Origin of the sequence: Fulvivirga kasyanovii (assembly GCF_009711405.1) — a bacterium.
Classification (GTDB): Bacteria; Bacteroidota; Bacteroidia; order Cytophagales; family Cyclobacteriaceae; genus Fulvivirga; species Fulvivirga kasyanovii.
Map to the genome: position 1 here is coordinate 14968 of NZ_SMLW01000622.1, position 13298 is coordinate 28265.

The following is a 13298-nucleotide window of genomic DNA, read 5'->3' on the forward strand; positions in this document are numbered from 1 at the left end:
ACTCAAAATAATGAAAACCATAATAACAATTTTAGCAGGCTTAATGGCGGGAAACCTTCCCGCTCAGAGCTACAGCGAAGACATAAGGCAGGAGATAAGTTTTGAAAAACCAGGTGCAGCGAATGTCTTCTATCTAACCAATATCAATGGCAGTATTAAGGTAGAGGCTTATGAAGGTCAGCAGGTTATACTGGAAGCCAAAAAGCAGGTGAAGGCAAAAAACAACGAGCGGCTTGAGCGGTCGAGGCAGGAATTAAGTCTGGGGGTTATCGATCGCTATGATACCATCATAGTGTATGTGAAGGGACCTTGCGGGGCATTTGGGATCAAGGGCAACAAACATGGAGAAAGCAGGTGGAACTACAACTGGAACAACTGCGAATACGACTATGATTTTAAATTTGATTTTACCTTAAAGGTGCCAAAAACCATGAATTTATACCTCTCCACGATCAACGAGGGTGATATTGATGTGAGCAGTGTCAGCGGATCATTGAACGTGAACAATGTCAATGGAGGCATTAGCCTTAAACAGGTGTCAGGATTGGCCAAAGTACATACGATCAATGGAAATGTTACCCTGGATTATCAAAGCCTGCCTAAAGAAGCATCGAAATACTATACGCTAAATGGAGATATCAATGTATTATTCCCGAAAGGGCTAAAAGCAGACATGACTTTTAAAAGCTTCAATGGCGATTTTTATACCAATATTGAAAAGTTGGAGTACAAACAGGCAATGGTTGAAAAGAAACCTGCCGGTAAATCAGGAGGACTGGCCTATAAGGTGGATAGCCGCACGGCTATTAGTGTAGGCGGAGGTGGTGTAAACCTGGATTTCGAGACTTTCAACGGAGATGTATTTGTAAAGGAGAAACAATAACAATAACAACAACTCAAAATAAATAGGATAAACAAAATTTAGATCAAGATGAAAAAGGTTTTAACAACGGTGATAATGCTGCTCATACTGATGGGTGCAAAGTATGGATTGGCACAGGACAATGGTGAGCTGATCGTACCCTTTAGCGACCCTTCCAAAAAGGGAAAAGTGAGGGTGGAGCTTAAGAAAGGTTCGATCGAGGTGAGAGGTACGGACAGGAAGGATGTGCTCATAGTCTACAAGGGCAGGAAAGGAAAAGAAAAGCAAAATGCTACAAAAGATGGCTTAAGAAGGATATCCGGGGCGGCAATGGATATGGAGGTAAGCGAAAAGAACAATTACATTGACATTGAGTCAGATTCATGGAACAGTGGGCTTGACCTGGTGGTGGAGGTGCCTAAAAATGTAGACCTGCATGTGGAGACCTATAACGACGGTGACCTGTTTATTGGCAACGTGAATGGCGAAATTGTAGCCGATAACTACAATGGAAAAATATCGGCAGAAAATATCTCAGGCTCGCTGGTTGCAAATACTTACAATGGCAGCATCAAGGCCACTTTTGACAAGGTATCACCGGATACGCCTATGGCCTTTACTACCTATAATGGCGATGTAGACCTCACCTTGCCTGCAAGCTTTAAAGCCAGCCTTAAAATGAAAACTGCCCAGGGTGAGATCTATTCTGGATTTGATTTTTCGGTGGTTAAAAATGAACCTGTAACCAAAACCGAGAAAAAATCCGGCACCTACAAAGTTTATCTCGACGACTGGGTGAGGGGTGATGTCAACGGTGGAGGCCCGGAATTTATGATCAAAAATTATAACGGGGATATCTACCTGCGTAAGAAGTAAACTTTCCGATTACAAATCCAGTAAAAGTATTTACAACCGATTCACAAACTACTATGAAAAACTTAACTCTAACTTTAATCCTGAGCATGCTGATTGCCTGCTTTTCTTACGCTCAGGAGTCTACTCTGAAAAACCTGACCGCTTTTGACAAACTTGTGGTTAAAGGCAAGGCGGAGAAAATAGTACTACACCGGGGCAGTGAAGATCATCCGGCAGTCAGAATTGAAGGGGCGGCAAATGCGGATATCCTTTCAGAAGTCAATGCCGGAACTCTTACACTGACCATACAGCGCAACACACCTGTTAAGCTCCATGTTTATAATAGCCATTTGAAACGAGTGGAGGCTTCTGGTAATGTGGAAATTACCGGAGCGGAAGTAATAGGTGATGAGGGCAATTATTTGGTCGTTTCATTTGACAGGTCTCATGAAGGGGTTATGCTGGCAGATATGGATGAACACTTTAATGTACGGATACCGGCCATTGATATCGATATACCTGAAATCGATGTGGCTATTGATATTCCTGAGTTTGACTTTGATTTCGACTTCGACTTTGATCATAATTTCGATGTGGGGTTCGAAATGAATAAAGATTTTAATTACCACTGGGAGGGACATAAAGAGGAGCTGAAACGCTGGAGTGACGAGTGGAAAGAGGAAACAAAAGAAGCGATAAAAGAGGCTCAGATAGAAATAAAAAGGGCAAAGGAAGAAATGAGGAAAGTTAATAAAGACTAAAGTGGTCGTTAAGTATCAAAATTCTTCTACTCATGGTAATGCATGGCCGGTGGCACACCGGCCATGCTTTTTTACTCTAATTGTCAGGAGGATTTATCAATAAACAGACATAAACATTTTAGAGCAGGCTATTTCGATTGCTACATTTCAGTCCTAACTTTAGGGAAAAACCAACGCCCTATGAAAACCTTTTTCACCATTCTCGCTCTTATATTTTCCATATGTCTGCAAGCCCAGCCCACGAAGCTGGTGGTAAGGGCCAAAGCTAAAGACGCTAAATTTATCGGGAGCTCTATCGGAGGAGCCAAAGTGATCATTCGTGATGCGCTGACTGGCGAAGTACTGAGCCAGGGAATAACCGAAGGAAGTACAGGCAATACCGGCCTGATCATGAAAGATCCACATGAACGCTACAAGCCCATAACCGATGAACAGACTGCCGGATTTATGGCTGAAATTGAAATAGAAGAACCAAAATTCCTGACCATAGAGGTTATAGCTCCCGCCAATCAGCCCCAAGCCAGTGTAAAGGCCCAAACCCAGCTCTGGCTGATACCGGGAAAACATATCGATGGTGAGGGTGTGGTGCTGGAGATCCCCGGTTTTGTTGTTAATGTACTTAGTCCTCAAACCCACGAATTTATCAAGCCCTCTACTATCAAGCTTAAAGCTAATGTGGTCATGATGTGCGGATGCACCATTTCCAACGGAGGTCTTTGGGATGCAGAGAAAATGGAAGTTCAGGCCATCCTTAAAAAAGACGGTAAGCATCTAAAAACGGTAATGATGAGCGTACAAGACAAGGTGAATACTTTTGAGGCCGATGTTGACATCAAAGAACCAGGCACTTACGAAGCCATTGTTTACGCCTATGACGATAGAACGGGGAATACGGGAGTGGGGAAGGTGAATTTTATTGTTGGGGAGTAGAGTTTGGTTACTGGTATATCAGGTGTGTGGTAACCGATGGTGATCGTTTATGAGGGCTGACAGAAATTGAAACCATTTGAAATATTGATCATTCATGATGATGGAGAATGACAAAATTGAGTTTAAATATAATAATAGTAAATTTTTTAGCTTGTTGCTGTTATAATTTATTGAAGTAAATAGTTTTGTGACTGATTATTCAATGCCTTGAATTTGCGCGTTAATTTCAGATCTAATTCTAATCATGAAGAACTTTTTTTTGTTGCTGTCGATTGTGGTTGCATCATGCGTTGCCGTAAATGAGCCGGTAAATTCAAATATTACCGTTAACCATCAAAGAATCTTAGAGACTAACATATATATTATTCCTCCACCAGGTTTTGAAGAAGCTTCTGATTTTATCGGATTAATCAAGGGTGAGGATGCGATGTTATTTATTACTTCTAATCCTGAAAATGCTTTGAGCAAGGAGCTGGATGAGTTCGAAAAAAAGTGGATTTTGAGTGAAGGAAATAATGTCCTGGAGTATAAAGATGTTTCTATTAATGGCTTTCCCGGGAAATATGTCCATTTGAAAGGGAAAGAAGATATTTTTTGCCAGCTGGTTATTTTCGGTAATGAATCCTTTTCAGTCCAAGGACGCGCCTTACACAGGGCAGGAGATGATACCACAAGGACACAGCTAAAAAACGCTCTGTTTTCCATGATATATGAAGAGAACTTTCCGGTTAATGCTATTGAAAAGGCTGTCTTCAGCTTTAATGCCCCTGTAAATGGCCTGGAGCTCATTGAAGCAAGCCCTGGAGTCTATGTTTATTCGATCAAGCCGGAAAACTACGATGATATACAGTTGGCAGTACAGTCAATTTCAAATAATAATTCAAGTGCCCGGGAAACAGCTTTCACTTATGCTTCTCTGGATGCTTATGAAATGGATAATGTTCAGGTTATAGACACACTGGCAGTTGAAGTTAATGGTTATGAAGCCTATAAAGTTCATATGCAAGGAGATAAAAACGGTCAATCCAACACGATCATTTGTTGGGTAGTACTAAATGAAAACAATTGCGCTATGTTGCATTCAACGTTTGCCGGGCCACCCGATGGATATGTTGAATACATTGAGGGGTTAGTAAGGGGTATAAAAATGAAATAGAATACTTTTAATTAAGAGAGCGAGAGGCCATAGTTTGACTAAGTACCATGGATTCGTTAAAGTATGAATAGGCGATATATTTTTCAGGCAGTTATAAAACAGCCTGAACACCTTTAAAGGAACAGCCTAAGTCTTAGAAGCCGATAATTAAGGTTTGGGAATGGCTTCGTTTATGAAGGGCGACAGTCAGTGAGGCAGCCATGACTGAAACCATCAAATTGATCCTTTTTGCTACATTTGTAACTACGACGTGGCCAGTTTTTAGATGGATTTTAACAAGCAGCTTTTATTTTTCTTCAGTGCTCTTGGGGCTTTCAACAGCTCTCTTCTGGGTATTTATTTTCTGTTTTTTAAGCGAAAAAATGTCTCAGACCTTTTTCTGGGAGGCTTGCTGGCTGTTTTGAGCATACGTGTGTGGAAGTCTATTTTCTTCTATTTTAATCACGGGTTGTCACTCTTCTATTTGCAGGTTGGCCTAAGTGCGTGCTTTTTTATTGGTCCTTTTTTGTATCTCTATATAAAATCAGGAACGGGTGCAGCAAATTTTAAGGCCAGAAACTCCTATTTTCTGTTGTTGGGTTTATTGTTTCTGGTAGTCACAACCGGGTTTATGTATCCCTATGAGCAGTATCCCATGCTATGGAGGGGATACTTCTACAAGGTTATCAATTATCAATGGCTGGCATTTATTCTGGTGTCGGGATATCAGCTTAGAGACAGGTTCAGGAAGATAACAAGGACTTCATTGAATTATGAAGATGTCTGGCTGCTAAGCGTTTATTTTGGTGTTTCTGTTATTTGGCTGGCATACTTTACGGCATCATACACCTCATATATTATGGGTGCAATTTCATTCTCATTCGCCCTCTACCTGTCCTTGCTTCTTGTTTTTCATCATCGGAAAAAGAGCAATTCGGATAAAAAGAAAAAGTATGCCAACAACAAAATACCACAACAGGAGGCTGATGAGCTTTTGGGCAAGGTTTCCCGGCTACTGGAAAAAGAGGCATTGTACAAAAATCCTAACCTTACGTTGCCCCAACTGGCGAAGGAACTGAATATTCGACCCCATCTGCTGTCCCAGCTATTGAATGATAACTTAAATAAGAGCTTTTCACATTTTATCAATGAATTCCGAGTAAAAGAGGCTATTGAGCTATTAAAGTCAGACAGGAATTTGAAAATGGAGGTGATTGCGGAAATGTGTGGGTTCAATTCTAACAGTACATTCTATACCGCATTTAAAAAAGTTACTAAAACCACTCCTGCCAAGTACGCTGATAATGGGCCGGTTTTGGATTCCTGATTTATAAATCAGGAATGGTAACGTATAAATCATTAATTACTTTCATACATACACCGGCTAGTATTGCTGAAAAATCATTTCAACAATAAACACTATAGCTATGTATCGTTATTTATCTTTAATTCTTCTTTTAATCCTTACTAACCCCTTGTTTGCGCAACAGGAAGAGGTACAAATTAAGGTGGCACTCCTCAACTACATTGAAGGGACTTCCTATAACAGGACTGAACTTATTGACAAAGCTTTTTATCCGGAAGCGAATTTATACCTTGAAAATGAGGAAAAGGAAATGTGGATCGTTCCGGCAGGTACGTACACCGGTTGGTTTAAGAATAATGAAGGACAGTTTAACGGGAGAGTTGGAAATATACTATCCATCGACCATTTTAACTCTATTGCCTCAGCCAAGGTGGAGATATTGATCCCTGCGAGGAACCTGAGGTTTATTGACATGTTCTTACTGAAGAAAATTGACAACGAGTGGAAAATCGTCAGCAAGTCAGCAAGCAGTGAAAACAGTAACCAGACTGGAGACCGGGTGCTGTTCGTAGTCTCCAATGCCCATTACTATGGTGATTCCGAGTTATCTACTGGCAATAGCTTTTCCGAAATAGTAATTGCCTACCATACTTTCAAAGAAGCGGGCTTCAGTGTAGATTTTGTCAGCCCCAATGGAGGTAGTATTCCCGTTGCTTATCTCAATACTTCTGTTGACATACATAAGCAATACCTCTACGATGCAGACTTTATGTATAAGCTGAAAAACACGAAATCACCGGCAGAGATACTCCCGGGAAGCTATAAGGCCGTGCAGTATATAGGAGGAGGCAGTGCTATGTTTGGAGTGCCGGAAAATAAACAAATTCAGAAACTGGTAATGTCTATTTATGAAGACCATAACGGGATCATTTCCTCCGTGTGCCATGGTACTGCGGGGATAGTAAATTTGAAAACTAAAGATGGAGAATACCTGGTCAAGGGCAAAAATGTAAATGGGTACCCCGATGTCTATGAAAGGCACGATGCAGAATATTACAAAACGTTCCCTTTTAACATTCAGGAGACTATTGAAAGGCATGGTGGTACTTTTAAATTCTCACCTAGAAATACAGAGCATGTGGAAGTGCATGGAAACTTAGTGACCGGCCAAAATCACCTGTCGTCCAGGGCTGTAGCTTTGGAGGTAATAAGGAAATTAAGAAATAATAATATGGAGGCTTTGGGTGAATAAGATTTGAGAGTCTGTCAAGTAGCTGAACTAGTAAATTGCCAGGCCATCAAAAGCAAAGCCTGTTGATTCCTGAAGGTTATAGTTTTCAGGCAGCTTATAAACTGCCTGAAAACTTTTCAGGAAAATAAGTTAAGTTTTAGAAAACCTATTGCCGGGAATAGGCTTGGTAGCGACATATTCATCCTGACTAAAATGAAATATACCATATCTTTCAATATCTCCAGCCTGCAAAGTCATCACCAACTGATCGTGCCCCACCATCTTTCTGTTTTTGTTGGTTGTAAAACTGATACGCCCTATCAAACTCGGATCTAGCTGATAGAAGTTACCACCGTCACGAATGCCGCTGCCCCCTCGCATCTCACCGTCCATAATGGCCTGAGCAGCTTTGGTGCAATGGTAGAGTTTCGTATTGTTTGGCAGGTTGGCAAGCTGACGGTCAAAAGTATTTCTGACGGCATGTACGCCTACTGACCTTAGTTTTTCCTTACTGGTAAGGTCAGGACTATTTTTGAACTTGTTTTTTCTAATGTTAGGTAAGTCATTGCCATAGCTGACAATAGCTTCTTTAGTTGAATCAATGGCGCTTTTGCCGACAAAATTGCGCATGTGTTTCTGCATCCCCTCTTTTGTTGTCGTACCTGCTTGCATATATTGATCTATCGAATCATGGTTTCCATTGGTTTTCCCGTTGATATATGCCAATAGCTCTTCGGTATCATTATATTGAAGCCAGTGTTGGTACCTCAGATCAAGATCATTTACATCAACAGCCATTTGTATGGTGCTGGCAGCAGCTAGCTGTTTTGTGGTTAGGTTGGTATTTTTTTCGGACCTTTTCCTTTGTATGGATGTGCTGTTGCCCTTCATCTGAGCAGCTTTTGCTCCCATGGTATCAGCCTCTTTTTCAAGGCCGGTATCGTCATTCACACTCACTCCGCCCTTCATTTGCAGGGTAGGTTGTACGCGTCCCTGCTTTTGCTGTACTACATGCCATGCCTCATGAGGCAGGTGTTGTTCCTGCCCCGGGGCTACATGTATATCCGTGCCCTGGGCATAGGCATGCGCCTTTAATTGTGCAGGTTTTGGTGAGTTGTAGTGCACATTTACATCATCCATAGCATATCCTGAGAGGTTCTCTATTCCAGCTTTCAGATTATCAGGTAAGCCCGTATTGTTTGTTGTTGATTTTACGGAGTCCTTACGGTTTGTGGAGCCGTCTTGGTGTAGCTGAGTGGTTGCACTTCCCTTACTTAAATTATCGGGAAAGTTAGCATTCCTGTCCAGACTACTGCCTGATAATGAGCTTTTATCCAGGTTCAGTTGATTTCTGTTCCCTGTACCATGGGAAGAGGAAGAGATATTGTCCTTCATGTAAAATATAGGTTTGGTAATTAAGGAATGGGGACTTGAATTTAATACACTCCACCTTTAAAAACTAAGTTTTATGGGACTAACATGACCCTTATGCCTGGATTTTTATGGAAGATCCTGACAGTGTAGCTGTTACGACGAGACAACCAATACGTCCCGGCTGCTATCACTGCATTAAGTCATCCGATGAGCTTACCTAAATCTGAAATGCTATCAGAACAGATACTACGCGCCAACCTCGACATTCACCGTATGACTCTGATCAAAAACTTGGATAGGAGTGATTTATGGAAAACAGAAGTATGAGATAGTGGTGTGCAGAGTTTAAATCAGCAACCTTTAATAAAATGTTTAACTTTCACCCAGATAAGCCAACAATAAAAAGACAATAGAATGAACAACGATATTTTGAAATTATATAAACAATTGGATGACATGGAGCAGACCAGAGAAGTTATTCAATTGAAAAACCAGATAAAAGAAACGTTGTATCAGAATTTGAGAATGCATTTCTTCGAGTTGTCAAATATAGGTAGGGTCATTGGTTATGATGAACTTCAGATAGAACTGAAGAAAGCTATTGAACTTTTGGAGATGCAGAAGTAGACTGGCCTGAAGTTTCACTAATCTTCTACTTCCCAGCGGATGTCTCTCGAAGATGACTCTGCGACATTTTAGCTTACATCACTGTGTTAAGTCATCCGAGGAGTTTACCTAAACCTCAATACGCCTCGGATGACTCTAAAACTTTGATTGTTCCTCAACTAAACCCTACAGCACAACCCCAAAGCTGAACGCATTCAACTCAGGGCCTTTGTCTTCCACAAAAAGCGTGTTCAGGTCATAGTTAACAAATACATCCACACCCCTGAAGCCAGCCTGTACACGAACACCATACCTGAAATTGTTGAGGTAGTAGCTGTCCTTGTCTTTGTCTTTTTTCTTATCACCATCGGCTTCGATCACCGTCTTGGTATAGCTACCGATTTTATAACCGGCATAGGCACCCGCACCAATGCGGAAAGCACTCTCACCACCCACATGGTGCTCCCAGTCTCCCCAGCAATGGTTGTGTCTGTGGCTTCTGCGTTCATTTTTTCCAAATTTAAGCATCGGCACGGCACTAAAGTTTACGTAAGCAACTGTAAGCTTACTCTTCTTGGAATCAAGATCGGCTACTTCATTGAACACAACCTGACCGTTGGCCTTGCTCATGCGTACATCTTCATTCTCAAATTTAAAATTGTACCAGCTTACGTCCGGCCCCCACAACAAGTGCAATGGCCCGCCAATATGGGTGTCATTAATAGACCTTAGAGATACATACCAACTGCCAAACGGCTTTACTGAGTAAGGAGCGTCATTGTCATTGGGAAATTCACCATCCTGAAGGTAATTATTGGTGCCCAAATCAATGTCAAAGCTGTTGTGGGTTCCCATGTTCTTCTTTTCTTTGTTTTCATCCGTTGCTTCATCCTGAGCCTGTATTTGAATGGCAGTTGCGAGCATGACCAGTGCGATTGTAAATAATTTTTTCATGATTTTGAGTTTTTAAATTTTACGTAGTTTTTCCAGTACACCCTTTCGGGAGTTGATTAAATGGTTAATATGTTATTGTTTAAGTTGCTTTAGAAAGTTATTCCAAAGCTGAAAGCATTTAGCTTTGGCCCTTTTCCTTCGGTGAACAGTTCATTCATGTCATAGTTGAAAAAGAGGTCAGTTCCGCGGTACCCCATCTGCAGCCGGAGACCGTAGCGGAAGTTATTCAGGTTATAATTGTCCTTATCTTTGTCTTTTTCCTTGCCGCCATCGTCATAAACGATTTTCGAATAACTGGCGATCCTGTAACCAGCGTATCCACCTACACCGATCCTGAACCCTCTTTGTTCGTCGTCCCAGTCTTTTTTGTCATACCAATCCCAGAAAGCCCTTTTCTTCCTTGTAGCTTCTCCAAAGGATAGCATAGGCACTACAGTGAAATTAGCATAAGCTACAGTCAGCTTGCTCTTTTTGAAATCTGCATCAGGCAAGTCAGTGTCCTCAGCGAAAGTGGTGCCATCAGGTCCGTCAATTACCCTTACCCGGTCATTCTGAAACTTGAAATTATACCAGGTTACACTTGGGCCCCACTCCAGGTAAAATGGTCCGCCAATGTAAGTGTTGTTAACAGAGTTGATACCCACATACCATGATCCGAAAGGCCGTACGGTATAAAGCTCGTCGGTTTCATCAGGAAACTTCCCATCCTGCATATAATTGTTCGTGCCCAGATCAAGATTGAAGAAATGACGAGTCCCTTTAGGCCTGGCCTCGTGGGTATCCGCATCCTCTTCCTCTTCCTCGTTCAAGTTATCACTGTATTCTTCATCTTCGATATCTGATGCAGCGGTGTCAACCTCATCAACCACAATAGTAGTATCGGATAAGGAGGTCACCTGTCCGTTTTCTTCTTTAACGAGTCCTGTAGAGTCATTTTCCAGCTTTAAGCTCAACTGGTTAAGAATGGCATTCAGGTCATAATTTTTCAATGTTTCAAGGTCCTGCTTATCTCTGACCAAAAAGATAATTTTACTCTTGCCTACATTGATGATCAATGAATCTGTTTGCTCCTGCGCGGTAGCCGGTATGCTCATTATAAACATAAGCCCGACCACCACACTTCTGAACAATTTGGTTGTTATCGATTTATTTTGAGTTGTCATTTTCCTTTTTAAAATTCAAAGCGAATAGTTCATTTTTAGCCTCCCTTAACTCTCCAAGCCCTGCGTCACCTTCCTTGAGGTTTTTAGCAAAATCCACAACCTTTTTCAGTGGAGATCTCTTTTCTTCTTTTTCTTCTGCCTTCGCTACTGCCGCAGCAGTTTTAAAGTCTTCAATATTAAAGGTTATGGTCTGCCCTTTATCCTGTGCTTCAGGCTGCTGATTGGTAGATGCAACCGTAGTTGAGTTGGTTGCATGGCTATCCAAAATTTTTATTTCTTCTTCTCCGGTTTCAGGCTTCTCGTTTTGAATTTCAACCGAAGTGTTTTCAACTTTTGTTGGGGTATTGAAGTTATTATAGGTTTCAACTCCAGACGAGCCGTTCTCTAAAGGCTTTTTATTGTTTGACCCTTTTTTGTCCTTGTTCCGGTCGCTATGGGCGATAAAATTATCAGTATCGCCAGCCTGTTGTGATGGTGATGCTATTGTGCCAGAGGCTTCAGGCCGGGCATTATTTTTCTGTCCCTCCGGAACCTCAGGTTCTTTTTCTTTTTTATCTGAAGCTAGCGGACTTTCGGTGTTGATAGCACGTTCCTGACCCTTTGTACTTTCTTCCAGGTTAGCAATAGTAGTATCTTCAGTCTCGTTGTTAAGTAACAATACACCTGTAAATGCCGCCAATAGCACTATTGCGGCAGCTATACCCGCGTAGAACCAGACGCCCTTTCCTTTTTTCTTCTGCTTGCCTGCCTGTATTCTTTCCCACGCATTGGCAGAGGGTTTTCTCTCCAGGTCCTCCAGTTTCGTTTTAAATAAGTTATCCAGCTCTCGATTGCTCATGGCTATTTGATCTTTTCTTGTAATGTCTTCTCTGCGTTCAATAATTGCTTTTGCAGCAACGTCCTTGCCCTGCTCAACTGCGATTTTGAAGTATTCTCGCTGATCTCCAACTGCTCCGCTATCTCTTTGTGCGAATACCCTTCCACTGCGTACAGGTTAAACACGGTGCGATAACCAATGGGCAGTTGTTGAATTAAGTTAAGCAGGTCCTCTGCTTCAAGGTGGGTACTTAGCGTATTGTAGTCCGGCTCCCTGTCCGCATACTCTATATCCACTTCCAGGTACATCCCCTTGTTTCTTCTGATATAAGTCAGCGACTCATTCACCATTATCCGGCGTATCCACCCTTCGAAGCTACCCTCTCCCTTAAACTGATCAATTCTGTCAAACACCTTCATAAAGGCACTGATCATCACGTCCTCCGCCTGATCCGGCTCCTTGATATAGCGTATACAAATAGCCAGCATCTTAGAGGCATACTTATCGTACACATCTTTCTGCGCCTGGCCATCTTGTTTCCTGCATCGGCGGATCAGTACTTCTTCTTCTGTTTTGTGAATCTTCAGTTTCATTTAGGTGTCTTCACAAGGTAGATGCAAGTTACATACGAAACGTTGCACGTGGTAGAAGAAAATTTATAATCTGTGAAAAGCAGAGGGTGTAAACTGAGGGTTAGACATTGAAATTAGGGCTTTGTGGTTTTAGAAGTGGCGGATTATTTTATTTTCCTTGTCCGAATATGACAGTTATGAGGTAAAGCCACGATAAGCGTAAGCAAATCTATGCTATAAGGAATACGTGTTGCTAAAAAGCATACCCAACACCAAAGCCGACCCAGGGCAATATGGCAATGTAGTCACCACCCGTCAATCGATTTTCATCACTTTCAAAAACCGGAAGGAGGGGCGTGAAACCGATTCTGTACATCAGCCCATTAGCTTTTTGATTGCGATACCCAAGCCGTAGAGAAGCAATTAGAATATTTGATGGATCATCTTTTTTAAAGTTTCGATGAAATAAGCCTGCAAGCCCTACTTCAAAATATTTTCCTTTACCTATCATCAGGTTTACCTCTACGGGTACACTTGCTGAGCTATAATTGTTAACCAGATTTTTTGGATAGTAACTTAGGCCCAGGCGACCGGAAAGTGAAAGCCGTTTATATCGGTAAAACACCTGATCATAATTAACCGAATAAAATAATGCTGTACCTAATGCTTCAAAATAAACAGCTCTTTTAGGGGGTTCAACAAACTTGGTGGAGTCCTGTTGTGAGTAACTTA

At 41.6% G+C, this 13298-nt stretch carries 13 protein-coding genes and 1 pseudogene; 8 read left to right on the forward strand and 6 right to left on the reverse strand.

Annotated elements, in window-relative coordinates; genetic code table 11:
- Window positions 1-10 precede the first annotated feature (10 nt).
- From E1163_RS20450 to E1163_RS20480, 7 genes are all read left to right on the forward strand, one after another.
- On the forward strand, window positions 11-883 hold the full coding sequence (locus E1163_RS20450) for a DUF4097 family beta strand repeat-containing protein (RefSeq protein WP_155174322.1): 873 nt from the start codon (window positions 11-13) through the stop codon (window positions 881-883).
- Between the two features lie 48 nt (window positions 884-931).
- The gene (locus E1163_RS20455) at window positions 932-1738 is read left to right on the forward strand and encodes a DUF4097 family beta strand repeat-containing protein (protein WP_155174323.1); all 807 of its coding nucleotides are present in this window, start codon (window positions 932-934) and stop codon (window positions 1736-1738) included.
- Window positions 1739-1791: 53 nt separating this feature from the next.
- Window positions 1792-2478, forward strand: coding sequence for a hypothetical protein (locus E1163_RS20460; protein WP_155174324.1), 687 nt, complete (start codon window positions 1792-1794; stop codon window positions 2476-2478).
- A 180-nt stretch (window positions 2479-2658) separates the two neighbouring features.
- On the forward strand, window positions 2659-3408 hold the full coding sequence (locus E1163_RS20465; protein ID WP_155174325.1) for a hypothetical protein: 750 nt from the start codon (window positions 2659-2661) through the stop codon (window positions 3406-3408).
- A 244-nt stretch (window positions 3409-3652) separates the two neighbouring features.
- On the forward strand, window positions 3653-4564 hold the full coding sequence (locus E1163_RS20470; RefSeq protein WP_155174326.1) for a hypothetical protein: 912 nt from the start codon (window positions 3653-3655) through the stop codon (window positions 4562-4564).
- Window positions 4565-4829: 265 nt separating this feature from the next.
- Entirely contained in the window at window positions 4830-5870 is a 1041-nt protein-coding gene (locus E1163_RS20475) for a helix-turn-helix domain-containing protein (RefSeq protein ID WP_155174327.1), read from the forward strand.
- 100 nt (window positions 5871-5970) lie between these two features.
- Window positions 5971-7101, forward strand: coding sequence for a nuclear transport factor 2 family protein (locus E1163_RS20480; protein WP_155174328.1), 1131 nt, complete (start codon window positions 5971-5973; stop codon window positions 7099-7101).
- A 129-nt stretch (window positions 7102-7230) separates the two neighbouring features.
- On the opposite strand, the gene E1163_RS31045 is transcribed toward E1163_RS20480, so the two are convergent.
- Window positions 7231-8475, reverse strand: a complete 1245-nt coding sequence (locus E1163_RS31045) for an eCIS core domain-containing protein (protein WP_221418049.1) — start codon at window positions 8473-8475, stop codon at window positions 7231-7233.
- A gap of 393 nt (window positions 8476-8868) precedes the next feature.
- On the opposite strand from E1163_RS31045, the gene E1163_RS20490 reads away from it, so the two are divergent.
- Entirely contained in the window at window positions 8869-9081 is a 213-nt protein-coding gene (locus E1163_RS20490; RefSeq protein ID WP_155174329.1) for a hypothetical protein, read from the forward strand.
- A 165-nt stretch (window positions 9082-9246) separates the two neighbouring features.
- Here E1163_RS20490 and E1163_RS20495 read toward each other — a convergent pair whose 3' ends face one another.
- From E1163_RS20495 to E1163_RS30660, 5 genes and pseudogenes are all read right to left on the reverse strand, one after another.
- Window positions 9247-10014, reverse strand: a complete 768-nt coding sequence (locus E1163_RS20495) for a hypothetical protein (protein ID WP_155174330.1) — start codon at window positions 10012-10014, stop codon at window positions 9247-9249.
- 89 nt (window positions 10015-10103) lie between these two features.
- Window positions 10104-11177, reverse strand: a complete 1074-nt coding sequence (locus E1163_RS20500) for a hypothetical protein (protein WP_155174331.1) — start codon at window positions 11175-11177, stop codon at window positions 10104-10106.
- Window positions 11161-12015: a hypothetical protein gene (locus E1163_RS20505; RefSeq protein WP_155174332.1), complete on the reverse strand. Its 855-nt coding sequence runs from the start codon at window positions 12013-12015 to the stop codon at window positions 11161-11163. The genes E1163_RS20500 and E1163_RS20505 overlap by 17 nt, the downstream gene beginning before the upstream one ends.
- A 2-nt stretch (window positions 12016-12017) precedes the next feature.
- Window positions 12018-12587 carry an RNA polymerase sigma factor gene (locus E1163_RS20510; protein ID WP_155174333.1) on the reverse strand — a complete coding sequence of 190 codons (570 nt, stop codon included), beginning with the start codon at window positions 12585-12587 and terminating at the stop codon, window positions 12018-12020.
- Window positions 12588-12819: 232 nt separating this feature from the next.
- Window positions 12820-13298 (reverse strand): annotated as a pseudogene (locus E1163_RS30660) (hypothetical protein); the annotation flags it as partial.